Here is a 26,336-nt window from a genome sequence, read left to right on the forward strand (position 1 = left end):
CCATACTGCGGCGCGCTAACACACTTTATTCGAGGTAATTATGTTTATTATTCGCTGGATTTTAGGTCGGATCATTTTGTTACTGAACTTTGTGTTCACCCCAAAGAAGCGCAAACGCCCACAGGCAGAACAACAACAGATTGACGCCCAGACCCAAGCGCTCGCCTTATACCAGTACAATGCCTGCCCTTTCTGCGTTAAAGTGCGCCGCGCCATGCGTCGTCAAGGACTGAATATTCAAACGGTGGATGCAAAACAATCCCCGTACAAAGATGAGCTCATCGCTCAGGGCGGTAAACAACAGGTTCCTTGTTTACGCATCGAAGAAAATGGCCAAGTACAATGGCTGTATGAGTCAAAAGAAATTATTAATTACTTAGTTCAACGCTTTGCCTAAATGGAATGCGCGCCCTATGGCGCGCTTTTTGTTTACGCCTTTCTTTACTTATGTCACGTTTATTTACGCCAAAGATATTCGCGATCGGAATAGTCAAACAACCATTGGGGTTGGTACACCACGAGCAACGTCACCGCCATACCATTGAGCAGCGCTTCAGGGAACGCTAATAGCGGGATTAACATCAGATAGTTATCAATCAACACGCCCCAATCATAATCCATTGACCACCACAGCCAAAATGCCCAACTAAATTGATGAAAAACCGTCGACAAGCCAGCGTTAATAAAGGCACCGACAAAAATAAACACAAAAATATGCTTAGGAAACAAATGATAACTACGGCTGTAGAGAATAAAGGCACAGAACAGCGGAATAGCGATAGCAAACAAGCTAAAAGCCCCAAACTCGGCGGGCTGTTTTAACACAAACATACTGAAAAAAGCACTCGGTAGCAGCAAGGCAACCGTGGCTAAACGCCAACCAAACATCAGTAGGCAAGTGACTATGCCTAAGAAGTGTAAATGCAATCCCACTTGAATACTGGCATTGAGCAACCACAGGGTATTCACTGCAATCAGGGTCAATAACAGCCGCCATTGTAAGCCTTTGTCCTTCAGTACTTGCTGTAGCTCCTCCTTAGGCCAGATGGCATAAATCCACAGCGCCAGTAGCAATAGACTTAGGCACTGCAATGGGCTGATATCCCATTCGATTTGTGCCAAACGATTCGCCCAAAAGTCCAACATGAAAAAGGCTCCCTCGGTACAGCGCCATTCGGCGTGATAAAGCGGTAAAGATAATCGCGGTATACGAGAGTGAGTATATCGCGAATAAAACCCATAATTGCATGATATTTCGCGGCATATTAAGGTATTCTTCGATAAGAGAATCACCTAAGAGTAATCCTTCATATGCTATTAAGATCGATAAGCCTGACACTGCTGAGCTGCTTTACCCTACTCGCCTGTAGCAGCGCCCCAATAGATCCCGCTGAGTTTGCCGGAAAATTTAAAGATAAACTCACCACAGATCTGCGCGCCGATGGCCTAAAACTCTTTACCTATCAAGCCGGTTTAGCCGAAGTCCTATCGAAAAAGGATAATGCCGAGCGCCCCTTCCCCCACGAAGAACGCATGCGCCAAGTCGCCCAAGATCCTAGAGAGCAGCGCCGCAGTCGTAAAGAGCAGGCCGACTCACTCGAGATTTGGGGCAAACAGGTGGAGCTGGGGTTAGAAAAAACCTTAGAAATGACAGGCTATTGCCGCGAGGGTTATTTCGAATTGAGTCGAAATATTGAATCGGGACGCGGTGAAATTCGTGGAGAGTGTAAAGAAGGCGCCACCGAGGAAGACAAACAAAAATTTGCGCGCTTTTAGCAAGCTTGAGTGCTTATCTTTATCAGCAAACAGATAAAAGATAAGGGCGAAGTTATCGCCCTTATTTCAACGCTTTACTTAGCTAACTCACTGAGCGCTAAATCAAAGCCTCAATTCATTTAGTCTGCAATTAAACCGCTTCGTTTAAGGGAACGGCACGGTTTTCGAGTAACACAGGGATCCCATCCGTGATTGGATAGGCTAATTTGTCTGCCTTACAAATCAATTGCTGCGTTGTTTTATCGTATTCCAATTTTCCCTTGCACACAGGGCAAGCGACTATGTCTAACAGTTTTTTATCAAACGCCATGGGATTTTCCTTGTTTAGCTGCAGCCACAGAGCGCACACGGCTCAGCAGCTGTTGATCAAATTGTGGCGATAGCTTGGCATCCACAGCCAAATACCACCAGTTTTCTTGTGCAAAATCGCGACATTTAACCGCATCTTTTTCTGTCATCATCAGCGGGCGAGATGCCGCAAGCTCGCATAACACGTGTCTATCGTAGGCTTGGTGGTCATCAAAACCATGGGATAACGCGAGTTGAATACCTTGCTGCGTTAACGTCTCAAAAAAGCGCGCCGGATGACCAATGCCCGCCATCGCCACCACGGGTTGCGTCGGGTCAAACACGGCCTCTGCCTTAGGGTTGACTGGTAACACCGCACTTGGACTCAGCTGCATCTCATATTGATTGGCCTGCGCGGGCCCACCATTGACCACCACAAAATCCACTTGATTTAGGCGCCAAGCACCTTCTCGTAGCGGCCCTGCGGGCAGCAAATGCTGATTCCCTAAACCGCGCTTTCCATCAATCACCACCAGCTCAATGTCACGGCAGAGGGCGTAATGCTGCAAGCCATCGTCACAGATAATCACATCTACCGCAAACTCTGCCAGCAACGCCTTGGCGGTATCGACACGTTTGGCTCCCACCACCATAGGCACACCTGTACGTGCGACTATCATGGCGGGCTCATCGCCTACTGCCGCCGCGCTATCTGCAGCAGTAACGACTTTGACCCCTTGGATATCCGCGCCATAACCACGGCTGATCACACCAGGGTTAAACCCCTGCTGCCGTAGCAACTCAATCAAATAGATGACTGTGGGGGTTTTACCGCTGCCGCCAACGGTAATGTTACCGACGACGATAACGGGCACGGGTAATGAGGTTTGGGATTTGAGTCCCAAGCGAAACAGGCTGCGACGAATCGCGGTGATTAAAGCGAATAGCACAGAAAACGGCAGCAAGAGCCACCGCAATGGGTGACCCTCGTACCAAATTTTATTCACCAGCGCCTGCATTTAGCTACCAAACTGCATTTGGTATAACTTGGCATACATGCCGCCAAGTTCCAGAAGGGATTTATGGGTACCGCGCTCAACGATACGACCTTGGTCGACCACTAAAATTTGATCGGCACTTTCAATGGTCGACAAACGGTGAGCAATCACAACCGAAGTACGGTTTTGACGAAGATTATCCAGCCCCTGTTGAATCGCCTTCTCAGATTCGGTATCGAGTGCCGAAGTGGCTTCATCGAGGATCAGCACTGGCGCATCACGCAGCATAGCGCGGGCAATCGCGATACGTTGTCTCTGGCCGCCCGATAATAACACGCCGTTTTCACCCACTTGGGTGTCTAAACCTTCAGGCAGTTGCTCGATAAATTCCATCGCATGGGCCAAGGTCGCCGCTTGGATAATCTGCTCGCGGGTCGCTTCACCGGGATAGGCATAGGCGATGTTGTTGGCAATGGTATCGTTAAACAGGGTCACTTGCTGCGACACAAGCGCCACTTGATTACGCAATGATTTCAATGAGTAATCATAGATGCTGACATCATCAAGCAGAATATCGCCAGATTCCAAGCCTGTATAAAAACGCGTAACCAGACTGGCGATAGTGGATTTACCCGAACCAGAACGACCGACTAAGGCCAAGGTTTGCCCTTGGGTCACCTCGAAGTCGATATTATCTAAGGCGCGGCGCTCCTGCCCGTCGTAGCTGAAGGACACATTATCGAAACGTAAGTTGCCCTTAGCACGCTTGACGGTGTAAGTACCCGTATCGGATTCAGGCAAAGTGTCTAACAGTTCAAAAACCGTGGTACAGGCCGCGATACCGCGTTGAAATTCGGCGTTCACACGCGTGAGGTTTTTGATGGGTTGCAGCATGGCCATCATAGCGCCGAGAATGGTCGCGAAGGTACCCGCGGTCAAATCGGCTTTCATGCTATCAAGGCTCGCCGCATACAGCACAAAGGCCAATGCGAAAGAGCCAATCACCATGATCAGCGGCTGGCTAATGGCCTGCGCTACGGCGAGTTTCATATTTTGATGACGGTTTCTGTCATTCACTTTGGCAAAACGCGCCGTTTCTGTTTCTTGTCCGCCGAAGGCCAAGACGTTTTTATGGCCTTTAATCATCTGCTCGGTAGCGGCACTGACATCGCCCATCGCCGTTTGGATTTGTTTCGATACCTTACGGAAACGTCGACTCACAATAGTGATCACCAATCCCATAATCGGGCCAATCACTAAAATACAGAGGGAAAGCTTCCACGAGTTATAAAACATCAACGCAAGCATACCGATAACCGTTACCCCATCGCGCACGATAGAGATCAAGGCACTGCCCGATGCACGGGCAATTTGCTCGGTATCGAAGGTGACTTTTGAAATCAAGTTCCCGGTGTTTTCTTTATCCATGTAGCTTACGGGCAAGCTCAGATAATGCTCAAACACTTGCTGACGCATATCCATGATCAAACGGGCACTCATATAAGAGATACCGTAGGTGGAGACAAAGTTCGCAAAACCGCGCAGGGAGAACATCAAAATAACTACTATCGGCGCCATTAATAACACTTGGTTATCGGCATGGAAGCCTTGGCTAGTGGGGAGTGCGATACCATTACTGATCGCAGGAGTGCTGCTAGAAAAGCCTTTATCGATAAAAGGCCCGATAAAAGAAATAAAGGCCGCGTCGACAAGCCCATATACAATCAGGCCGACAACGGAAAGCAAAAACATGCCCTTCATCGGTTTGAGATAGCACAGTAATCGCTTGAAAACTGTCCACATTTCGTCTTTAGGAGATGCTGTCATTGAAAACACTAAATTATGGCAAAGTGCTCATTCTACTCTGGATTAATCAAGTCACCAAATCTAAACAAGCGGTTATACCAAAATGGCGCCAAATCACGCCGATAGGTCTTCACCTCAAGCCGTCCAGCAGCAAAAGAAACACTGATCTGCCCTTCTCGCCCCGTTGTAAAATAATCAATATTCCGCGCTTGATAACGCGCAACCACATCGGGCTTGGGGAAGCCATAACGATTATTAAGACCTGCAGGAAACAACACTAATTCAGGAGCGACAGCATCGATAAAGGCTGGGGTTGATGAGGTGCGGCTGCCATGGTGCGGCGCAATTAATACTTGGCTTTTAAGCTCGGCGCCTTTGAGTGCTTGCTCAATCAGTACCGCTTCGGTTTCCTTTTCAATATCACCGCTCAGTAACAGACTGTGCACACCATCGTCGATACGCAACACGCAGGAGGCGTTATTCCCTCCCTTGGCCGTCTGAGGCGAGATAAAGCTTAACCTTAATTGCTGCCACTGAATTTGCTGCGGCAAACAAGGCATACCATCTAAATGAGCCACATCAGTTATCCAGTTTGCCCTAGGATAAGCTTTGGACAACACCTCGGCACCGCCGGCATGGTCGTTATCGCCATGACTCACAACAATATAATCCACCAAAGCTAAGCCTTTACTGCTAAGAAACGGGAGAATCACCCGCTCACTATAGCTAAAATCCTCACCAAAGGCGGCGCCCGTATCATAGATAAGTGCTCGCCTATCCTGCTCAATCACCACGGCTAAGCCCTGTCCGACATCGAGTAGATGCAATGTCCACTGAGGGGAAGATGGTTCAGTCATACGTGGAAAAAACACTAATGTGGCCGGAATAAACAGCAAGGTGATGGGGAAATGCCAGAGCCAATACCGACTATGATGCGGAAGGTAACGCCATAGAATCAAGGCCAACAATACGCACAGACTGGCCCCGAGCAAGGTATCTGAGACCGAATGCCAATGGACGGGCAAATTACCACTAAGTTCCAATAACTTGCCATAGGGTAACACGGTGAAATCAGCCAGATGGAACAGCCCAAACCATGCTTGACCAAAAAACGTGCCTAACCACCAGAGGATAAACGCCAACATAGATAAGGGGATGACGACAAGGCTAAACCAAGGCACCACCAGCATATTCATCCACAGACTGTGTACGCTAAGGCCGCCGAAAAACACCGCCTGCACTAACCCTAACACCAGACTTAAACGCCATTGAATCGACCAAAATTGCGCGAGTCTCCCTCTCGCTTTTGCCCTAAAGGTGGCTTTACCTTCAGCGGGCTGAATACGAGGTGCGCTTTCCAAGGTATATAAAATAATCGCCAAGGCGCAAAACGACAGCCAAAAACCTGCACTCAAACAGGCAAGCGGATCGAACAAAAGCACAATAAAGAGTGCAAACAGTAAACGGTCCCACGCACTCGAGTAGCGTCTTAATAAACTCAGCAGCATGATCAATAAAATCATCACTAACGCGCGTTGAGTTGAAACCGCAAATCCCGCTAAATAGCTATAAAATAAGGCACTACCTCCGGCGAGCGATAGCGCAATCACTAGATTTCGCCTGCTAGGATGCGCCGCGAAGCGGCTTAATAGAAACAGCGTGCATACATAAACCCAGGCGGTGATTACAGATAAATGCAGCCCAGATATCGCCACTAAATGCCCTGTTCCCGTTTGCCTTAATGCCTGCCACTTACTGGCTGGTATGAGTTGCTTATCGCCCAAAATCAGCGCGAGCAAAATATCCCCCTGCGCGAATGTCGACAACTTAGGGGACAATTGGCTAATCAGATGATTCCGTAATGAAAAATGAGTCGTGAGCAGTTGGGCATGAATGACTCGTCCTTTGCCAACAATATGCTGACTAATCAATTGTTTTTGCTCGTTGTAGCCACCTTGATTTAACACGCTTGAGATACTTTTAGGCATCAGCGTGAATGACCAAACTTGCCCCACTTGCACCGCTTCGGGGGATTGCCAAGTTAATCGTAACTTAGCCCTTGGCCAGAAGATTAAATTTGGTTTATCGACAATAATATCGAAGCTAACCCAGTCGCTGTTTTGACTAACTAGTGATATGATTTCGCCCCTCACTTGAACTGGCTGTAGTGATAAAGGAAGATCCTGCCGAGATAAAATGAAGCAAAACCCTGTGAGCCAAAACACCGCAAAGAGCGCGCCGGACAAAGTAGACGCTTTTTTGAATAAGACGAGCGCCCCAAGGCAAAGATAGGGTAAATAACTGATTGGCAGCAGCGACGGCCACAACATCGCTGACAGTAAAGTGGCACTAAAGCCAAAAATGAATCCATTCATAGTGAATTAAGTTAAGACAGCAATTTCAGCCTATGCCAAAAAAATTAATCAAAAAGTATATGCCTAAGCCTGAAACCCTGCGTGAGCACAAACACCTACGCATTTTCGGTCGCTTATTACATAACCCCAATCTGTGGGCGCTTAATCGCCGCTCTGCCCCGGGGGCCTTTGCCATAGGCTTGTTTGTCGCTTGGATCCCAATGCCGTTTCAAATGGTGGTCGCCGCCGCTTTCGCCATCCTGTTTAATGTCAATATTCCCGTCTCTGTCGCATTAGTGTGGATCACCAACCCGCTGACCATGCCGGTGATGTTTTATGGTGCCTATTTATTAGGCGCGAAAATTCTTGGCCATGCGCCGCAGGAGTTTGCCTTTGAAGCCAGCTGGCAGTGGATTGAATCTTCATTAGCCACCATTGGCCCTCCATTTTTACTTGGTTGCTTAGTGTTAGGGGTGATATTTTCCGCCTTGGGATACCTAACGATCAGTAATCTGTGGAAATACTCCATCATGTTTAAATGGCAAAAACGTAAGACCAAATAATTTGCCGAATCTTTGCCGCACCATCCCGCCGCTCGCCCGTATTTTATTTAAGTGTATCTAAGCGCATCTAATCACTTTGATTAGCGCTTAGATGCCTTGTTAGTGATTCAACTTAGATACATTCACTTAACTTATTGAATTGGATCTCGTCGTCAGGCTCACCCAAGATATTGAACAAGTTACCCCATCTCTGCATGACCTTCTCCCCTCACCTGTAACACTTGCCGCTTACTAAACTTAAATCGCTAATATCGTCTTCAATCTAAGTGCCAATCCGTCACATCTAACAGCAAAATAAACACCTTTCACGGTAATAAACCCAGCGTTACTCACAAGGAGATATATACATTCATTTTATTTGCAGCTTAAAATAAGCCCATGCTAACCACTAAAACTTCATTCTTATGTTGAACATTGATGAACCAGCCCACTTACAACCCAAAGTAGCTTTATTTCGCTTGGGTTTTAGACCCTTTTTCCTGTTTGCCAGCCTATTTAGTCTCTTAAGTTTGGGTATATGGGGCGGTTTGCTCTCCGGCAAGTCGTTACTGCCAAGTACACTCAATCCACTCTGGTGGCATGGCCATGAGATGATTTTTGGCTTTGTCTGCGCAGTGGTTGCAGGCTTTTTACTGACGGCCGTTCAAAACTGGACGGGACGCCCTGGCATTAAAGGTTTGCCTTTAGCTGGACTATTTTTAGTCTGGCTACTACCTCGGTTGCTGTTCATATTGCCCTTCAACATTCCGCTGGTTGTCATAATGGTCATCGATCTGCTGTTTTTACCCTTAACGGCGGTCTTATTAGCCATTTCAGTGATTGAGATTCGCCAGTGGCGCAACTTTGTGTTTATCCCCATTCTGAGTTTACTCACCGTCTTCAACGGCGTGAGTTATTACGGCTTAATGACTAATCAATTGAATTGGATGAATAACGGACTATACGCCGCGGTGATATTGGTCGCGGTTATTGTTGCGCTGCTCGGTGGACGGGTGATCCCATTTTTCACTGAGCGTGCAACTAAGTGGCAAAAAAAGTCGCCAATCCCAGTGATAGAGTATTTAAGTTTCGCGAGTCTATTAGCCCTAGTGATAAGTCTCTTTTTAACAGAAACATTATTCACCCGAGTACTTGCAGGCATCGCAGGCTTAGTAATCTTGATACGTTGGTCTCGCTGGGGATGGAATGCAAGTTTTCCTGTGCCACTGCTATGGTCATTGCATTTTAGTTACTTGTGTATCCCTATCGGCCTAGGGTTGATTGCAGCAGGACTACCACTTTCCGTTGGCATGCATGCTATTACTGTTGGGGGATTAGGCGGAATGATCCTTGCGATGATGTCACGGGTATCACTAGGGCATACTGGGCGCCCACTTTCGCCACCTCGCCCTATGGTGCTCGCTTTTGGCTTAATGCTGTTAGCCACTGTACTTCGCGTCTTGGCAGGAGTACTCAGCGCTTGGTTTATCGAACTCATGCTTGCAGCGATTACCTGCTGGATATTCGCGTTTGGCTGTTTTAGCTACTGCTATGCACCTATGCTTTGCCGGATAAGAGCAGATGGTCGCCCTGGCTAGGGCGTGTTGACGTTTCAGGGGTGTTTTTACAGCAATTTGGTTGGCTTTTATGCAAGGCAACGTCCGTGCAGTGTAGTCATTCTACATAAACGGACGATAATGCGGCAGAAACGTCAGCCAAATGCTGCCCGAAGGGTTCGTTCAGGCAAGCCCTTACGCCGACTTTCTGTCATAAGAGCCGCTCGTCATTTGAGTAGAATAACGACACATCATTCCTCGTTTCGCGAACACGAACTTGCCAGAACGAACAAAATCTAATCTCGAAACGTCAACACGCCCTAGAAAAACGCTAATATCATTGTGCCTTGAGCCTGTGACTAAATAAGCAATTGTTATCTTGTGAATTGAGTCACAGAGAATCGCACCCCTTTTCCCTATCCAAGATATTTTTACTGTTACTATTTACAAAAATATTCAGTAGGGAGTAACTATGCCATTTTATCGTCAGTATGGTGCTAAAGGCTTAAAGGCCGTTGAACACCTAGTATTAATCATCATCGCGATTGCAACGGTTGTCGCTATTGGCCAAGAAATTGTTCATGTTTTCAATGTAGGTGCCGTTGCCCTCGCCGATTTGCTGTTACTATTTATTTACCTCGAAGTACTCGCCATGGTCGCGAACTATGCAGAATCAGGCAAATTACCCGTGCGTATGCCACTTTATATCGCCATTGTCGCCCTTGCGCGATATTTGATTTTAGATATGAAAAGCATGGACGACTGGCGAATTGCAGCCATCTCACTCTCCACCTTGATCTTAGCGGCAACAGTTATCGTGATCCGTTGGGGTCAATTAAAAATGCCTTATCCCAAAAATCAAGAATACGACAATTAAATACTGCAATGCGCCATTACCACCCACAGTAATGGCGCGACTCCCCACATAAAAACCCCACTAAAGACCGCTTGTTCACATTGGTATTCTGGCAAAAAGCAATTATGCTAGTTTTACTGAGATCAATTATTTACGGGGCAATTGAGTTATGGGTGAACATCCTGTTGGATTTACAGAAAAACGCAGCTCGCTTCGCGTCGATATGGAAGCCGAGCGCGTCCTACTGCATTGGACAGATAGTGAAGGAATTGAACACTCTGACGAAGGTGTTTGTATTGATTTAGCCCGTCGAGGCATTCTATTCGATTATAAAAAACCATTTGCCCTTGGCGAATTAGTGAAGGTGACATTTAATCCTGAAACCTCCCAGCAAAATTGTGTAAAAGGCCAAGTTTGTCGCTGCTCAAAACGGCATGATCAAAGTTACCATGTCGCCATGCAGTTGCTTTAATTTTGATCGAGTTACGCAGGGTCGATTGAGCTGTTCTACACTGAATTAGTTGGACTATTCATTCAAGGGACATAGCTATGATATTGCTGGTGGGTGGAGAAAAAGGTGGCAGTGGCAAGAGTTGTCTCGCACAAAATCTTGCGGTTTACATAAAACAAAAATTCGCTGCTAACGTATTAATGGTTGATTGCGATCCACAACGTACCACATCCGACTGGATCCAAGCTCGAAATAACGACCCTAGCCTCCCAGCCATCAACTGTATTCAGCTCTACGGCAAAATTCGTAACGATCTGCTCAGTCTGAATGAACGATTCGACTACGTTATCGTTGACTGCGGTGGTCAGGATAACCTTGCAATGCGCGCCGCCATGTCGGTAGCAACTTATGTTGTTATTCCCCTTAGGCCCAAACGTCGCGATCTAAAAACTTTACCCCATATGGAAGACATGCTCAGCACCTGTAAGATGGTTAACCCCAAAATGGTGGCCACCATAGTGCTCACCCAATGCCCCGCCCTACCAACACAGGTCAAACGTATTTTAGAGGCCAAAGAAGTGGTGCAATCCTTCGGCCTGCGAGTACTCAACTCAGTCACTTTCTGCCGCAATATTTATGATGACAGTGAAGAAAAGGGATCGTCCGTAATGGAAATTGAGCCAGATGGAAAAGCGGCCGACGAGATCCGCGCAATTGTGGATGAGCTGTTCACCTTACCTCCAGAAAATAGTTATGAGCTTAACTGATCTTAAACGTAAGCAACCCAAACAGGCCATTAAGGCAGTTTCGGTTGATGATTTTATTGAAGATGCTAATAACTACGCTTTAGGTAAAGCGAGTATTCTCAAGGTTGACTCAACACAACCTAAGGGCTTAGATAAAAAGTCCGCTAAAATTTACCGTCACGCCACTTTTACCTTGACCGAAACCAGTATTTCCCAGCTAGATTACCTTGCAAAGGAAACCAAGATCGCCAAGTCCCGTTTACTACGTATTCTGATTGATGAGTTCAGTCACAGAACGGCTGAAGAACAACTCAAAGTAGTCAATAAAAGTAAGAAAAATGAGGGTTAACCCTACTCTTTATACATTGTTATTAACGGTTCTCGTGAGTGATAACGGCTTAAGTTTTCTACAATAAAACTGCCGCGATGCAAACAGCTATAAAATCCCGCTTTAGAGAGATTTAATTGGCCGCAACCTAATGCAGCCAATGGTTCTAAACTGGACTGATGCTATATCAACTAAGGTTAATTAGCCTAGGCTCATATGAACCTAGACTGCAATTAGCCCCACTTCAATTAGCTAAGCTTCGATTAGCAAGAGTACTTTGAATCATCTCAGTGGTGTGAATGATTACACTGCCGCCCAGCCACCAGAGTCAAACCTTGCTCCGATTCCAGCATTTTTCCTTTGCTTAACAACAAACTAATTAACTCTTCTGCGGTAAGATCTTCGGCACTGCAAGTGTGGTAACGCGCATTGTCGCCAAAGGTTTGTGCCATCAAGGCGATAAACTCAGGCTTTAAAAGCGGATTTTCTTGCGCTACCATCAGCGCCATAACGTCATGACCGTGAATAGAATCGGACATAGCCTCTCCAAAAGATGCAAATAAGATTAGGCTTTATATCCGAACTGTTGAATGTTAACCCTGATCTTGCGCACATTCTGCGATTTCAATACTCGCGCTGACCGCTGTGACAATAAAGTGAGCCACTATGTCTTTAATCCTGCTCCTAACCCAACAGATGTCACTCTACTTAGTGATAGTGTATTTAGTCAGTAAAACACCGCTTTTTAAATTATTCGCCGAAACTTCGCCGCGCCTGCCCCACAAAATTTTTATTTATCTCGTATTTTCTAGTTTTTGTATCATGGCGACCTATTTTGGCGAGCAAACCTCGGGCGCTATTGCCAATACTCGCGCAATGGGCGCCGTATTAGGTGGTTTACTCGGTGGACCTGTCACTGGCTTATTAGTCGGACTCACCGGTGGTTTACACCGCTATAGTATGGGTGGCTTTACCGATGTAGCCTGCGCTATCTCCACCACCCTTGAGGGGCTCTCAGCAGGAATGATCAGTTTTTACTTGCGCCGCGCAGGTAAGAGCGAGCTTATCTACAATCCACTGTTAGTTTGCCTAGTCACCTTTTACGCCGAAATGATGCAGATGAGCATTATTTTACTGATCGCTCGCCCCTTCGATGATGCTTGGGAATTAGTTCGGCAAATTGCGCCGCCTATGCTCTTGGTTAACTCCATCGGTGCGGCGCTGTTTATGAGCATGATCCGTGACCAAAAAACCATGTTCGATAAACTATCCTCCAGCTTCTCGACCAAGGCGCTAAAGATTGCCGAGCGCAGCGTTGGTCTACTTTCAAAAGGCTTTAACGAAGAAAGTAGCGGTAAGGTCGCGCAAATTGTGATCCAAGAGACCAACGTCGGTGCTGTGGCCATTACCGACCGCGAAAAACTCTTGGCTTTTATTGGCATAGGCGCCGACCATCATATTCCCGGCACACCGATTTCCTCAAAAATAACCCTTGAGGCCATTAACCAGAATAAAGTGATGTTCGCCGATGGCGTAGAGATGCCCTATTCCTGCTCGATTTCGAGCCAGTGTAAACTCGGCTCTAGCCTAGTGATCCCGCTTCGCAGCGACACCGAAGTCATTGGCACCATCAAGTTATATGAGCCTAAAAATAAGCTGTTCCTGAACATTAACCGCACCTTAGGGGAAGGGATTGCGCGGCTATTGTCGAACCAGATCCTCTATGGCCGCTTTGAGCAGCAACAAAATCTGCTGACCCAAGCCGAGCTCAAATTACTGCAAGCTCAAGTGAATCCGCATTTTTTATTTAATGCACTCAATACCATCAGCGCGATTATCAAGCGCGATCCTGATATGTCGAAGCAACTGTTACAGCAATTGTCGCAGTTTTTACGGATCAATTTAAAACGCACTACGGGTTTAGTCACTCTCGGTGATGAGCTGGATCACATCGCCTCCTATCTCACCATTGAGAAAGCCCGATTTATTGATAAATTACAGGTCAATATCGCTATCCCTGAGTCACTCTATCACTGCAAAGTACCTGCGTTTACCCTGCAGCCGATTATTGAAAATGCCGTCAAACACGGCACTTCCCATATGATTGATCAAGGCCAAATCAAGGTCACAGGACGTATGGATGAACATATATTGGCCTTAGAAGTCACTGATAATGCGGGACTTTATCAGCCTCCAAGGGGCTCTGAGGGGCTAGGCATGAACTTAGTCCATAAACGGATCCAAAACCTGTTTGGCGAGCAGTATGGCATTCAGGTGGAGTGCGAGCAGGATGAGTACACCAAAGTCACCATCCGCTTACCCATAGAACAGACGGAAACCAACACGTGATTACTTGTTTAATTGTCGATGATGAATTGTTTGCCCGCGAAGAGCTTGCCGATCTGCTTGGTCAAGAAGCCGATATAGAGATTATCGGCCAATGCTCCAATGCGATTGAAGCGCTGCAAACTATTGCCAAAGTAAAACCTCAATTAATTTTTCTCGACATCCAAATGCCGCGGATTTCAGGCATGGAGCTGATTGCCATGCTTGATCCCGACACTTTGCCCAAAATCGTGTTTGTGACCGCGTTCGATGAGTTTGCAGTCAAAGCCTTTGATAATCATGCCTTTGATTATCTACTCAAACCTATAGATGCCGAGCGCCTTAGCCAAACCTTGAAACGAGTGCGTAAGGATCTTACGCCACAAGCCGTAAATCTTATCGCGCCAACGACGCTGGAGCATTTACCCTGTTACAGCGGCAGTAAGTTAAAAGTGATCCCCATTCAAGATGTTGAATATGTGTTTAGCGATTTAAGCGGTATCCATGTCGCCTGTACCAAAGGCAAGGTCCACACTCAGCTCACACTAAAGGTGTTAGAGGAAAAAACGCCGCTAGTGCGCTGTCATCGCCAGTATCTGATTTCACCCAAAGCCATTGCCGAGATAGAACTGCTCGATACTGGCGCCGAAGTCACCACCCTACTTGGTGACAAAGTACCTGTGTCTCGCCGCTATCTCAAAAGTCTTAAGCAATTGTTTGGCTTTCAATAGCCAGATTGTTAACCGCGTATGCTCATATCCTAACCTCTCGGGGCGTTCAATACTTATGAATGACATACGAATGCAACCGCTCGCCCCATTCTATTGCCGCTGAGTCAGCGTTATCGACCTCTCACCCAGTTAGCGCTGTTTTGTGTAAACAACTTGTTTACACTCTGCACAACTCAAAATGGGGAGATAACTAAAATGATGTGGTTCCTACTCTGCGTCGGTCTATTGATCGGCGGTTACTTTATCTACGGTACCTTTGTTGAAAAGGTATTTGGTATCAACGAAAAACGTCAAACACCGGCTTTTAGCCAAACCGACGGCGTAGACTATGTGCCTATGTCGAAAGGCAAAGTGTACTTAATCCAACTATTGAATATCGCGGGTGTTGGTCCAATCTTCGGCCCAATCCTAGGTGCGCTTTACGGTCCAGCAGCCATGCTGTGGATTGTGATCGGTTGTATTTTCGCGGGTGCAGTGCACGATTACTTCTCGGGGATGCTGTCGGTCCGTAACGGCGGCCAATCTGTGCCAAACCTTGCGGGTAAATACTTAGGTAAGAGCGCCAAACACTTTATGAACGTGTTTGCCATTATCCTGCTACTACTTGTGGGTGTAGTATTTATCTCTGCGCCTGCGGGTCTGTTAGGCAAGCTAACTGGTTGGGATGTCAGCATTTTCGTTGCGATTATCTTCGTTTACTACCTGATTGCGACTGTGGTACCCGTCGATAAAATTATCGGCCGCTTATATCCTTTCTTCGGTGCGCTGTTGTTCTTTATGTCCTTTGGTTTAGCCTTCGCAATCATGCTATCGAGTGAGCATTCTTTGCTACCAAACGTACAAGCGGGCGACTTCTTCCAAAACTTAAACCCTAAAGATATGCCTCTGTGGCCAGCGCTGTTTATCACCATCGCTTGTGGCGCGATTTCAGGCTTCCACGCCACACAATCACCGCTAATGGCTCGTTGCGTTGAAAACGAAAAGAATGGCCGTTTCGTGTTCTTTGGTGCCATGATCGGTGAAGGTATCATCGCCCTACTCTGGTGTGCGATTGCGCTGTCTTACTTCCACGGTGTTGAAGGATTAAGCACTGGCATGGCGGGCAACCCTGCAAACGTAGTATACGAAGCCTCTACCGGTCTATTAGGTGCTGTAGGTGGCTTTATGGCCATCCTTGGGGTAATCATTCTGCCAATTACCTCAGGCGACACCGCTTTCCGCTCAGCCCGTTTGATCTTGGCTGAGTTCTTTAAAATGCCACAGGTTGCGTTACCAAAACGTTTAGTCCTGGCCATCCCATTATTTGTGATTGGTGGTTTACTGACTCAAGTCGACTTCGGCGTGATCTGGCGCTACTTCGGTGTTGCTAACCAAGCGACCGCAGTATTAATGCTCTGGACAGCCTCAGCTTACCTACTGCGTCACAATAAACTGCACTGGATCACCACTATTCCAGCGATGTTTATGACGACCGTGGTTATTACCTTCCTACTCAACTCGGCAACCTTAGGCGCGGGCTTACCTATGACCCTGTCTACCATTGCTGGAAGCATTTCAACCTTAGTAATCACAGCGTTATTGATTGTGAAAACCAAAGGTAAAGGTGAAGTCGATAGCGACGGCGAATTACCCGATGAAGCCTAATTTCGAGCAAAACCACTAGAAATATCGCAACTCAAATTAAACGGGCACTCATCAGTGCCCGTTTTTTTATCCATCACCTTAAGCCTAAGCCCATAATACTGGTATAATCCCGCCATTGTTCACGGCAGTTTATTCAAGATGACTCAAACAAATAACCCATTACACGGCATCACACTCGAAGCCATAGTCACCCAACTGGTGGAACACTATGGTTGGGAAGAACTCGGCGCGCGCATCAAAATCCGTTGTTTTACTGAAGATCCGAGTATCAAATCGAGCCTGCGCTTTTTAAGAAAAACCGACTGGGCGCGGGAAAAAGTGGAATATTTGTATTTAAAAACCAATAAACTGCCGCTGCCCGCCGCAAAATCATCTAACGCTCCGGCGAAAACAGCGGCCAAGAAGCCTACCAAACCAGCACAAAAATCTGCTCAGGCAAATACGGCCACATCGTCACCTGCAACGGATGGCCAGATCAATAGCCATATCTGGGGCAAGCGCGACTAATTTCGCGAGAATATTCAAAAGCGCATTCACAAGAACAGACAAAAATGCGCGGGATAATTCACTCGATTATCCCGCGCATTATCTTTTAAGCAGTTTATCTGTAGGATTTACGTTTAAGCCTTAGCTATCGGCTACTTTGACTGCGGATAAGTCACACGGTAAATAGCTCCAGCATAATCATCCGAGACGAGTAAACTGCCATCGGCTAATTCAGCAAAGGCCACAGGACGACCAAAGGTTTGTTCATCCTGCATAAAGCCGGTTAAAAATGGGGTGTATTTAACCACCTTACCTTGTTCTATCGTCGCCACGGCCACTTTATAACCCGCTTTTTTAGTGCGATTCCACGAACCATGCTCAGCCACAAACAATTGCTGTTGATAGTCGCTAGGGAACTGTTTACCCAAATAAAAATGAATGCCGAGCGGCGCCACATGGGCCCCTAGGGAGAGTGCAGGTGCAGTGTATTTGGCTGGATCTTTACCTTGGCCAAACTCAGGGTCAAGAATCGTACCTGCATGCACATAAGGGAAGCCAAAATGTTCACCCAAGTAACTGACCTTATTGATTTCGCAGGGAGGAATATCATCGCCCATCATGTCGCGGCCATTATCGCTAAACCAAAGAGTTTGAGTGCCGGGCTGAAAATCAAACCCGACAGAATTACGAACGCCTTGGGCGATAGTGGTTAATTTTTTGGTCTCAAGATTAAGCGAGAAAATACGCCCATAGCGTTCATTCTCCGCGCACACATTGCAGGGTACGCCTACTGGAATGATTAACTCGCCTGTCGGGGAAACCCCTAACACCTTCCAGCCATGATGGGTTTCACTTGGAAAGCCATCGAACACCACCTCAAATTTGGGTGAGTTTAAGTTGTTATCTATATCCTTGAATCGAATGATACGCTCCACTTCGGAGACATACAGATCGCCATCTTTGATGACCACCCCCGAGGGTAGTTTAAGCCCTGAGGCAACCAGGATTTTCTCATCGGCAACGCCGTCTTGGTTACGGTCGATAAGAGCATAAACATTCCCCGCCTTCATTGAGCCCGCATAAACAATACCTTTATCGGATACGGCAATTTCGCGCGCATTTTCAACATCATCAGCGAATAAACTTACGTTAAAACCTTCTGCAACCGTCAGTTTATCTAAAATATTCTTGGCCATTACCGGCGCAGAAATGCTACTCAAGATACTGAGGGATAAGAGGGAAACCACCTTAAAACTGGTTGTCGTGAGTAGTACGGCGCGTTTTTTATGATCCATTGACTCGCATCCTAGTAGGGTAAAATTATTGTCGTACAATTAATTGGCCTACGTTACCTTAGATATACCGTATTACCAAATACCCTGATTTAGCATGTCAATCCGACGTGGAAGTTTCCTTAACAAATAACTCACGGCCAATTTGTCCTGTTCTCAATCCCACATATCGCGTCCTTTACAAAATTAAGGGTAAAAATCTGCTTGAGTTTTTTATCCATCTGCCGATAACTCACTAAAGCACACTTGGCACTCACATCTGTTAATCTATTGAACATAGTTGAGCGGCCACATTGAAGTATTAAAGGAATCTATCGTGAACATTAATGGATTAAATACGACTGCAAATAGCAACGCCTTCAAATCTGTTTCCAGTGCTTATATCACTAGCACTGCAACAGCTAGCTCAGCCGCTGAGAATTCGTCGGCAGAGACCGATACACAAGAAACTGTCAATATTTCCAATGCTGGAAGACAAGCCCTCGCAACCGAGGTAGGCGCATCTCTCAGAGGTCAAACAGCAGAAAAACTGCAACAGACGGAAAGTACTGAGAATGAAGAGCCCAAATCTATCATTGATGAACAAATTAAACGTTTGAAAGAGCAAATCAAAGCATTGCAGGAGATGCTTAAGAAACTTGAAGGAGATGATTCCGAGGCGACGGCTGAGCAACGTAAGCTATTGCAAGAACAAATTAACCAACTAAGTAGCCAACTCAACACGTTAATGGATTTAAAAATGCGCGACGAACAGAAAAAAATGCTTGATGCACAAAAAGCCGCAGGCTAATACTTAGCATCAATATGCTATAAATGTTTGCATATCAACCCTTCATGATCTTAGTGATGCAAACTAAATAGGGAAACTAAATAATAAACGCCAGATATTTAATCCATCACCAGTTCGATAACTGATGCCAATTCTATCTATGCCGAGGAGATCGCCCCCCAAAGGCTTAGAAAATGCTAGCGTAGCGCCAAACTCGTAGCTACCCGAGACTATGGTTTCATCTTCAGCATTTTGGCTAAAGTCCAGCTCGTTGAAGTACCAATAACCGACTGCAAAGACTCTCGGTTGCATCTGAATATTCAACCATTGCCAGCGGGGTGACAGGCCAATATCGACCCCGCTTTGCAATACCGCAAATTGGTCGGTTAATTTCCCAACCCGCTCACTGTAGCCAGCAAACCTTAACCTCGATACCCAAACGCTGTCTTCACCCGCGAGGCTGAAACTATACAGGCTACTCACGCCCGAGGCTAAAATAGCCACGTTTGCATCGGTTTCAAAATTCGTCCCGAAACCCACATCCAGATAGGCTTCCATCCGCGTGTTTGCCGTTGCCTGCCAATGGTGCTCAATGCCCGGCGTCATCGTCATTGTCCCGACCGAGGAAGGCAATTCACCATCGGTAATATCTTTGGCTAAGTAGTCAAAAAAGCCGAAGGACAAGGGTAAACGCAGCCAGGTTTGACTACTTTCGTCCTTTAAGAAATCAAAGCTTAAGGGAATGCTCACCACTGTGGCATTTTGATCGGCGGCCCGATACACACCCGTACCTAGATAACTGCCAAAGGCATAAACAGAGTTGGGATTATTTTGGCCATCAATCGGTGATTCAGGGCTCATTTGAGCAAACGACTGAGATGGCTGTGCGGTCAGCGATGGAGTTTGGCTTGCAATGGCAGCAGTCGACGCCAACAGTGGGAAGACACATCCCATTGATAGCGCCGAACAGCAACAGCATTTAACGAGTAACCGGCTAAAAATGGTCTTCAATTTATGCAAACAGATCCTGATTTGCTAAGCCTAATCGGTTATCGCTTTGGTTAAAGATTACTCTTCATCCGTAAAATGATACTCAGACATCATATGCCCAAGTTCGGTGGATTTGGTCTTTAAGTAAGCCTCATTGTAGCGGTTCTTACCGACTTGCAGGGGAACACGCTCAACCACTTCGATGCCGATTTCCTTCATTGCTTTGACTTTGCGAGGGTTATTGGTCATTAAGCGTACATGCTTCACGCCAATTTGTTCAAGCATAGGTTGGATCATATCGTATTTACGCATGTCCGCCGGGAAACCTAATTGCTCATTTGCCTCAACCGTATTGGCGCCTTTATCCTGCAATTCATAGGCACGGATCTTATTGAGCAGACCGATACCGCGGCCTTCTTGGCGCAAATATAAGATAAACCCACTGCCGGTTTCGGCAATGTTTTGCATCGCAGTTTGCAGCTGGAAGCCACAGTCACAGCGTAAGCTGAACAAGGCATCGCCCGTGAGACACTCAGAGTGAATACGGCCTAATACGGGGGCATCGCTACTTAGGGTGCCAAATGTGAGGGCAACATGCTCTTTACCGGTTTCGGTATCTTCAAAACCGTGCATGGCAAAAACGCCCCAGGGAGTGGGTAATTTTGACGTCGCGACATATTTTATCGACATGACTTAACCTTAACGACTACTCTCATTCCATGAGACGGAAGGAACATCCATAAACAAAACGATGATTGGGCTCTTCGCCTACTGAGCGCCTATTCTAAAGCGTTTTCCGTAATCACGAAATACTTTAGTAATTTAATCAACTATAAATCGAAACCTGTGGCGCTATCACGGGTATAGCTCAATCTGTCGAACAACCATTCAAGGCGCTGCAAAATAAGCATGTGCCTTATTTTGCAACTCAATGAATAACTTGCCAATAAAACTTAAAACTTAGCAGGAGCAAAACCCGTCACTTCGGTTAAGCCCATTTCTCGCCCGAGAGCCGTCATCGGATGCACAACCACTAGGCCTTTGACTGACTTTTTCAGTTGACCCATGTCGGCTTGCTCAGCTTTGGTGAGGGCGCGGTGGAATGGCAAGTGTTGAATATCTGTACCTTGCTTTTGTAAAAGGCGCGACTGCTGCGTTTTTACACTATTGATTTGCTTAGTGACCGCCGCAATCTCGCGTTTAAATTGCGCCACAATCACGGCATCGCCACGTTGCTCTGCTGCCGCCAGTTTACGACGAAACTTATCTAACTTATCGTTAAGCTGCTGCAGTTCTTGCTTTAAATTCATCATGTTACCTTAAATTACTTAAGTGAATCCCAGTCGATATTTACCCCATTTTGGGCCTGAATGTCTGGGTCACTGTGTCAAGGTGTGGGATTATAACAGCAAGTTAGCGATCCTCGTTACCGCTTTTATAAGAAACGGATCACCTGATTGCTGCTGCCACGGTATGGCAAACTCGGATCGGCAAGGCTCTGTTCGAATTTACCATCCACCAGCACGTCCACATATTCCAGTACCGCACGCTGCTTATCCGTTAGCGCATCCCAGGTATAACCTGTCCAGAGCCAAATATCTTTACCCGGACATTCGGTTTTCACCCGCTTCACTAACGCGAGGATACTCTCAAGGTTGGCGGGTAAGAGTGGATCGCCCCCAGAGAGTGACAAGCCGCGGCGCACAATGCGCTCATCCTGTAGATCGGCAATAAGCGTATCTTCCATTGCCTTATCAAACAAATGGCCTGAGCGCACATCCCAAGTACTTTGATTATAGCAACCTCGGCATTGGTGCTCACAACCTGACACAAATAGAGTGACCCGAGTGCCAGGACCGTTTACCACGTCAACGGGATAATATTGGTGATAGTTCATTGCTGCATCCGCGCTAAAGCCCAATATGGTTAGGGGCTAAAGATCAAAGCACAGTCGCCACCAGTGCGACTGTGCCAGTGTAACAAAACAAACAAGGCAAAAGTGTTACAAGTGTTTGATCCTGCGTTTCACTTCTTCTTGCTTGCCATGGTTGAATGGTCTGGCGTCGGGGCTACCTAAGTAACCGCACACTCGGCGGGTGACAGATACACGGCTTGGCTCGTGGTTACCGCATTTAGGGCAAGTAAAACCTTTACTGGTACAACTAAACTCACCGGTAAAACCGCAGTCGTAGCATTCATCAATCGGCGTGTTAGTGCCGTAGTAAGGCACGCGGCTATAGCTGTAATCCCACACATTTTCGAGCGCTTCGATATTGTGCTGCATGTTGGGATACTCGCCGTAGCAAATAAATCCGCCATTGGCGATCGCAGGATATGGCTGCTCAAAATCAATTTTATCGTAGGGATTCACCCGCTTTTCCACATCCAAATGGAAGCTATTGGTGTAGTAACCCTTATCGGTTACGCCCGCAACCACGCCGAATTGGCGCGCATCGAGCTTGCAGAAACGGCTGCAGAGGCTCTCACTCGGGGTGCTATAAAGGCTAAAGCCATAACCGGTTTCGGCCTTCCATGCATCGGTAGCCGCTTTAAGGTGCGCGACAATCGCCAGCGCTTTTTCACGCAGCTTGGCATCATCAAACACATGGGTTTCGGTGCCATAGAGCGCATTGATGGTTTCATGTAAACCGATATAGCCTAATGAAATCGATGCCCGACCATTTTTAAAGATTTGGGCGATATCATCATCGGCGCGCAGGCGCACACCACAGGCGCCTTCCATATACAGAATCGGCGCAACTCTTGCTTTAACGCCATTTAAGCGTTCGATGCGAGTATCTAATGCACGGCGGGCAAGTTGTAAACGCTCATCTAAAATACGATAAAACTCAGCCTCATCGCCATTGGCCTCGAGGGCCACTCGGGGCAAGTTTAAGCTCACCACCCCAAGATTATTGCGCCCTTCATGGACCAGCTCGCCATTTTCTTTGTAGGAGCCTAAAAAGCTGCGACAGCCCATTGGGGTTTTAAATGATCCCGTGACTCTTTCCACTTGCTCGTAGTTCAAAATATCAGGATACATGCGCATGCTGGCGCATTTTAGGGCCATTTGTTTGACATCGTAGTTGCAATCACCGGCCTTGTGGTTAATGCCATCACGAATCGCAAACACCAGTTTAGGGAACACGGCAGTCTTACGATTTTTACCTAGGCCCGTCATACGCACTTTCAACATGGATTGCTGAATTAAACGCGACTCCCACGAAGTGCCAAGACCAAAACCAAAGGTGACAAAGGGCGTTTGTCCATTGGCGGTATGTAAGGTATTCACTTCATATTCAAGGGATTGGAAAGCATCATGACATTCTTTTTCTGTCAGCGCCGTCGCATAGGCCTTGGCATCTTTAATCTGCCAATTGAGTGCCACTTGGTAGTGCTTGTCATAGCTCTTCGCCACAAAAGGCGCAAGCACTTCATCGATACGGTTAATCGTAGTGCCACCATAAATATGGCTCGCCACTTGGGCAATAATCTGCGCCGTAACAGCAGTAGCGGTGGAGATGGATTTTGGGGTCTCAATTTCGGCGTTGCCCATTTTAAAACCGTGGGTCAACATGCCTGCCAAATCAATCAACATGCAGTTAAACATCGGGAAAAACGGCGAATAATCGAGATCGTGGTAATGGATCTCGCCAAGTTCATGGGCGGCCACTACATCCTTAGGCAGAATATGGCTCTTGGCGTAATGCTTCGCGACAATACCCGCGAGCAGATCCCGCTGGGTTGGGATCACTTTAGAGTCTTTATTGGCGTTTTCATTTAACAGCGCGGCATTGCTTTGCTCGACTAAACCACGGATTTCGAGATTGAGTTTACTGGTCGCATCGCGGCAAATGTCTCTGTCGTGCCGATACTCGATATAGACCCGCGCCAAGGATTTGTAAGGGCCTTCCATTAAGAGATTTTCAACCGCATCCTGTAAATGGTGGATCTCGACTTCTGCCAGATTCGCCACTCGCTCCCTCACACAGGCGGCAACCGTCGCGGCATAGTCAGCATCCTCTATCCCAACCGAGTTTGCAGCCGCTATCACTGCATCTCTTATCCTTGTTTCATCAAAAGGTGTGCGGCAACCATCCCGCTTGATCACGACTGGCATTGTTTAGTTCCTCTCCATTTCGATTAAATTTAACACTACATATAGTGCTTCAATAATCAACAAACACAATATGTAGGCAATTAAGCGGGATCGACACCTAAAAATCCATGATCCAGATCATGATTTATCGGATGGATAAAAAGAACAAAGAAGAACTGTAGCCAAGCCCAATGATCTCAGTTTTAAGCCTTGACCTCAGCAGTAAAGCAAGATAGTGAACGCTAAAAAGATGCTAAATACAGCAAAGGACTGTGACAAAAAATCAAAGTCCTTTGTTTTTAAAAGATTATTGCTGTTTGATTAAGATTAACGCTTGGCTAAGGCAAGATAGCTACTCAGTTGCCCCGATGCCGATTGCTGCATCCCCATGGAGGAAGCCACTTGCATAGTCGATTTAAGCCCCTGCCATAACTGCTTTTGGCTGTCGCTCAGTGTTGGGTTGCTATTTAGATAATCGGTCAACTGGCCAAAGACCTTGGTGGCTTTTTGTGCCAGCACAGGGGATTGCGCATCATCCATATTCGACAACACGTTTTTAGCATCGACTAAGGTGTTGATCATCGGACTGTTTGGTGACTTTTCCGCTAAAGACTTGAGCTCGTCGTCGATAAAGTCCTGCAGGGATTGCTTGCTCGGCTTTTGACTCGGCAAATTAATGCCGTTTTGTGACAGGCGTTCAACCTGTGCATCGGACAAAATACCGTCTTTTTGCAGCCGAGACACTAGGGCCGGAATATCGGACACACTAAACTTGCCATCGGCAAAAAAATCCTTCGACATGGCTTGGATTTTTTGTGCCCTAAGCGCACGGGGTGACAAGGCAATCTCATCACTCGGTTTCGTCTCAGTTTTAGGCGTATCCTTGGTGGATGAGTTGGCATCCGTCAAGGATTCTGTCTTACTCGTGTCCGTCTTCTTGCTGTTCAGGCCATAGGCATCGGCAACACTGCTACGATTCAGATTTAAGGCATTTAAAAGAGAATTCATCGTCAATAATTCGGCATCTAACACTGTGTGATGAAGTTAAAGCAAAAAATAAGCCAATCAAACAGTCACTTGCCTAAATTATTATTCGTTTCGCGGGCACGAGCTTGCCAGAACGAACAAAATTTAATCTCGAAACGTCAATACGCCCTGAGTATTCTCACAACTTAGCCTTTCCAAATTGCAGCTTCAATCAAATGCGCCACTTTAGCGACAGCCGCCTCCCCCGCCGCAATCGCCTCGTCGGCACGGTGAAATTCCATGGTGCCAATGTTGGCCACTTCAGGCACTACGAGGATATCGGGCGGATCTCCCATCAAACGCGCCCGCTTATGGCGCTGCTCTAAAATCCCCATCGACTGAGACATCACCGCAATCATACCGGGGTTAGATTTAGTGCCGAGGGAAAACTTATCGGTTAAGCTGCTGACATACTCCCGCCCCCGAGCAAACAAATCCATAAAGCCAGTTTCTTGGCGCGCGGGCATTTCGGTTTCTTCCTTCGGCGCCTTATGGCTGGTCATATTGACGGGTAATACTTGCAGTCGCCCAGAATGAAACCCTTGCAAATCAACGGCTATCACAATATCGACGCCCATGGCACGGCTCACTGACACAGGTACAGGGTTCACCACTGCACCATCGACTAACCAGCGCTCTCCTTGACGCACGGGGGCTAATATCCCCGGCATGGAGCAAGAAGCTCGAACGGCTTGACGTAAATCGCCATGGCGAAACCAGATTTCTTGTCCCGAATACAAGTCAGTCGCGATGGCCGCAAAGGGGCGCTCTAAGTCTTCAATATTGATATCACCAATGCGAGATTGCAGCACATCAAAGACTTTCTCACCACCGATCAAACCACCCTTGCGCCAACGAATATCCATTAACCCGAGGACATCCCAGCTCGAAAAACTGCGTACCCATTCCTCAAGTTCGGTTAAATGATTATGGGCATAGGCCGCCCCCACCAGAGCACCAACTGAACACCCAGCTACTTTATCAGGTTTGATCCCCATATTAGCAAGCCCATTAAGCACACCAATATGAGCCCATCCCTTAGCGGCTCCGCTGCCTAAAGCAATACCGATAGTCGGTGAAACCCCTTTGCCCATAATTTGTATCCTTTAACAACTCCATGAAATGAATAAGCTAAATTCAGCCCAGATCACTGTCAATCACTAATAATTTATTATTCAGTTAGTCCAGCTCAAGGGTTGCATTAAAGAGCATTTAAACAATCAACATATGTTCCACAAAGTGAGTGTCAAGAATCAATGGCGGCTAGCCATAT

27 protein-coding genes are annotated in these 26,336 nt (G+C 46.9%); 13 read left to right on the forward strand and 14 right to left on the reverse strand.

From position 1 onward, the window contains the following. The first annotated feature begins 40 nt into the window (after nt 1-40). Entirely contained in the window at nt 41-397 is a 357-nt protein-coding gene (locus tag EYR25_RS07495; RefSeq protein ID WP_133179070.1) for a glutathione S-transferase N-terminal domain-containing protein, read from the forward strand. 59 nt (nt 398-456) lie between these two features. On the opposite strand, the gene EYR25_RS07500 is transcribed toward EYR25_RS07495, so the two are convergent. Further along, nucleotides 457-1,146, reverse strand: coding sequence for an energy-coupling factor ABC transporter permease (locus EYR25_RS07500; RefSeq protein WP_133179072.1), 690 nt, complete (start codon nt 1,144-1,146; stop codon nt 457-459). A gap of 165 nt (nt 1,147-1,311) precedes the next feature. Between EYR25_RS07500 and EYR25_RS07505 the strand changes: the two genes are divergently transcribed. Then, entirely contained in the window at nt 1,312-1,776 is a 465-nt protein-coding gene (locus EYR25_RS07505; RefSeq protein WP_133179074.1) for a single stranded DNA-binding domain-containing protein, read from the forward strand. A 130-nt stretch (nt 1,777-1,906) separates the two neighbouring features. Here EYR25_RS07505 and EYR25_RS07510 read toward each other — a convergent pair whose 3' ends face one another. Genes EYR25_RS07510 through EYR25_RS07525 form a run of 4 tightly spaced genes read right to left on the reverse strand, consistent with a single transcriptional unit; the run spans nt 1,907 to nt 7,243 of the window. Continuing rightward, a complete protein-coding gene (locus EYR25_RS07510; RefSeq protein ID WP_011623174.1) occupies nt 1,907-2,086 on the reverse strand; it encodes a Trm112 family protein in 180 nt (59 codons plus the stop codon). Continuing rightward, complete coding sequence (gene lpxK, locus EYR25_RS07515) at nt 2,076-3,083, reverse strand: tetraacyldisaccharide 4'-kinase (protein ID WP_133179076.1); 1,008 nt, start codon at nt 3,081-3,083, stop codon at nt 2,076-2,078. Before lpxK ends, EYR25_RS07510 begins: the two co-directional genes overlap by 11 nt. Beyond that, nucleotides 3,084-4,889: a lipid A export permease/ATP-binding protein MsbA gene (gene msbA / locus EYR25_RS07520; protein WP_023267827.1), complete on the reverse strand. Its 1,806-nt coding sequence runs from the start codon at nt 4,887-4,889 to the stop codon at nt 3,084-3,086. Between the two features lie 32 nt (nt 4,890-4,921). Next, a complete protein-coding gene (locus EYR25_RS07525) occupies nt 4,922-7,243 on the reverse strand; it encodes a DNA internalization-related competence protein ComEC/Rec2 (protein ID WP_133179078.1) in 2,322 nt (773 codons plus the stop codon). Nucleotides 7,244-7,275: 32 nt separating this feature from the next. Between EYR25_RS07525 and EYR25_RS07530 the strand changes: the two genes are divergently transcribed. The 6 genes from EYR25_RS07530 (at nt 7,276) to EYR25_RS07560 (ending at nt 11,722) form a co-directional block, all read left to right on the forward strand. Then, nucleotides 7,276-7,785, forward strand: coding sequence for a DUF2062 domain-containing protein (locus EYR25_RS07530; RefSeq protein WP_023267825.1), 510 nt, complete (start codon nt 7,276-7,278; stop codon nt 7,783-7,785). 404 nt (nt 7,786-8,189) lie between these two features. Further along, complete coding sequence (locus tag EYR25_RS07535) at nt 8,190-9,362, forward strand: NnrS family protein (protein WP_133179080.1); 1,173 nt, start codon at nt 8,190-8,192, stop codon at nt 9,360-9,362. Nucleotides 9,363-9,792: 430 nt separating this feature from the next. Further along, nucleotides 9,793-10,197, forward strand: a complete 405-nt coding sequence (locus EYR25_RS07545) for a phosphate-starvation-inducible protein PsiE (RefSeq protein ID WP_011623180.1) — start codon at nt 9,793-9,795, stop codon at nt 10,195-10,197. A gap of 148 nt (nt 10,198-10,345) precedes the next feature. After that, nucleotides 10,346-10,648, forward strand: a complete 303-nt coding sequence (locus tag EYR25_RS07550) for a PilZ domain-containing protein (RefSeq protein WP_023267823.1) — start codon at nt 10,346-10,348, stop codon at nt 10,646-10,648. A gap of 77 nt (nt 10,649-10,725) precedes the next feature. Beyond that, the gene (locus EYR25_RS07555) at nt 10,726-11,394 is read left to right on the forward strand and encodes an AAA family ATPase (protein WP_011623182.1); all 669 of its coding nucleotides are present in this window, start codon (nt 10,726-10,728) and stop codon (nt 11,392-11,394) included. Further along, nucleotides 11,381-11,722 carry a hypothetical protein gene (locus EYR25_RS07560; protein WP_023267822.1) on the forward strand — a complete coding sequence of 114 codons (342 nt, stop codon included), beginning with the start codon at nt 11,381-11,383 and terminating at the stop codon, nt 11,720-11,722. Before EYR25_RS07555 ends, EYR25_RS07560 begins: the two co-directional genes overlap by 14 nt. Before the next feature lie 266 nt (nt 11,723-11,988). Here the strand turns inward: EYR25_RS07560 and EYR25_RS07565 are convergent, their stop codons facing one another. Next, the gene (locus EYR25_RS07565; RefSeq protein WP_023267821.1) at nt 11,989-12,240 is read right to left on the reverse strand and encodes a YecH family metal-binding protein; all 252 of its coding nucleotides are present in this window, start codon (nt 12,238-12,240) and stop codon (nt 11,989-11,991) included. 127 nt (nt 12,241-12,367) lie between these two features. On the opposite strand from EYR25_RS07565, the gene EYR25_RS07570 reads away from it, so the two are divergent. The 4 genes from EYR25_RS07570 to EYR25_RS07585 all read left to right on the forward strand — a co-directional run bounded on the left by EYR25_RS07570 (nt 12,368) and on the right by EYR25_RS07585 (nt 16,908). Then, a complete protein-coding gene (locus EYR25_RS07570) occupies nt 12,368-14,050 on the forward strand; it encodes a sensor histidine kinase (protein ID WP_133179082.1) in 1,683 nt (560 codons plus the stop codon). Next, nucleotides 14,047-14,757 carry a two-component system response regulator BtsR gene (gene btsR, locus EYR25_RS07575; RefSeq protein ID WP_133179084.1) on the forward strand — a complete coding sequence of 237 codons (711 nt, stop codon included), beginning with the start codon at nt 14,047-14,049 and terminating at the stop codon, nt 14,755-14,757. The genes EYR25_RS07570 and btsR overlap by 4 nt, the downstream gene beginning before the upstream one ends. 195 nt (nt 14,758-14,952) lie before the next feature. Continuing rightward, nucleotides 14,953-16,401 carry a carbon starvation CstA family protein gene (locus EYR25_RS07580; RefSeq protein ID WP_023267818.1) on the forward strand — a complete coding sequence of 483 codons (1,449 nt, stop codon included), beginning with the start codon at nt 14,953-14,955 and terminating at the stop codon, nt 16,399-16,401. A 138-nt stretch (nt 16,402-16,539) separates the two neighbouring features. Beyond that, nucleotides 16,540-16,908 (forward strand): VF530 family protein, encoded by a 369-nt coding sequence (locus EYR25_RS07585; protein WP_023267817.1) that lies wholly within the window; start codon nt 16,540-16,542, stop codon nt 16,906-16,908. Nucleotides 16,909-17,039: 131 nt separating this feature from the next. Here the strand turns inward: EYR25_RS07585 and EYR25_RS07590 are convergent, their stop codons facing one another. Then, nucleotides 17,040-18,083, reverse strand: a complete 1,044-nt coding sequence (locus tag EYR25_RS07590) for a PQQ-dependent sugar dehydrogenase (RefSeq protein ID WP_425057221.1) — start codon at nt 18,081-18,083, stop codon at nt 17,040-17,042. 412 nt (nt 18,084-18,495) lie between these two features. Here EYR25_RS07590 and EYR25_RS07595 point away from each other — a divergent pair, with 412 nt between their 5' ends. Further along, nucleotides 18,496-18,969, forward strand: a complete 474-nt coding sequence (locus EYR25_RS07595; RefSeq protein ID WP_133179088.1) for a FlxA-like family protein — start codon at nt 18,496-18,498, stop codon at nt 18,967-18,969. Nucleotides 18,970-19,032: 63 nt separating this feature from the next. Here EYR25_RS07595 and EYR25_RS07600 read toward each other — a convergent pair whose 3' ends face one another. From EYR25_RS07600 to rssA, 7 genes are all read right to left on the reverse strand, one after another. Beyond that, complete coding sequence (locus EYR25_RS07600; RefSeq protein ID WP_243729943.1) at nt 19,033-19,902, reverse strand: hypothetical protein; 870 nt, start codon at nt 19,900-19,902, stop codon at nt 19,033-19,035. Nucleotides 19,903-20,016: 114 nt separating this feature from the next. Beyond that, the gene (gene ribA, locus EYR25_RS07605) at nt 20,017-20,628 is read right to left on the reverse strand and encodes a GTP cyclohydrolase II (RefSeq protein ID WP_023267813.1); all 612 of its coding nucleotides are present in this window, start codon (nt 20,626-20,628) and stop codon (nt 20,017-20,019) included. Nucleotides 20,629-20,891: 263 nt separating this feature from the next. Further along, nucleotides 20,892-21,248, reverse strand: a complete 357-nt coding sequence (locus EYR25_RS07610; RefSeq protein ID WP_011717500.1) for a YibL family ribosome-associated protein — start codon at nt 21,246-21,248, stop codon at nt 20,892-20,894. Between the two features lie 125 nt (nt 21,249-21,373). Further along, nucleotides 21,374-21,835: an anaerobic ribonucleoside-triphosphate reductase-activating protein gene (gene nrdG / locus EYR25_RS07615; RefSeq protein ID WP_039978477.1), complete on the reverse strand. Its 462-nt coding sequence runs from the start codon at nt 21,833-21,835 to the stop codon at nt 21,374-21,376. Between the two features lie 105 nt (nt 21,836-21,940). Then, nucleotides 21,941-24,058: an anaerobic ribonucleoside-triphosphate reductase gene (gene nrdD, locus EYR25_RS07620; protein ID WP_023267810.1), complete on the reverse strand. Its 2,118-nt coding sequence runs from the start codon at nt 24,056-24,058 to the stop codon at nt 21,941-21,943. 306 nt (nt 24,059-24,364) lie between these two features. After that, nucleotides 24,365-25,045 carry a hypothetical protein gene (locus EYR25_RS07625; RefSeq protein WP_133179093.1) on the reverse strand — a complete coding sequence of 227 codons (681 nt, stop codon included), beginning with the start codon at nt 25,043-25,045 and terminating at the stop codon, nt 24,365-24,367. 164 nt (nt 25,046-25,209) lie between these two features. Next, the gene (rssA, locus tag EYR25_RS07630) at nt 25,210-26,157 is read right to left on the reverse strand and encodes a patatin-like phospholipase RssA (protein WP_023267808.1); all 948 of its coding nucleotides are present in this window, start codon (nt 26,155-26,157) and stop codon (nt 25,210-25,212) included. Nucleotides 26,158-26,336 lie beyond the last annotated feature (179 nt).

The organism is Shewanella decolorationis, from assembly GCF_004354305.1.
In the GTDB taxonomy this organism is placed as follows: Bacteria; Pseudomonadota; Gammaproteobacteria; order Enterobacterales; family Shewanellaceae; genus Shewanella; species Shewanella decolorationis.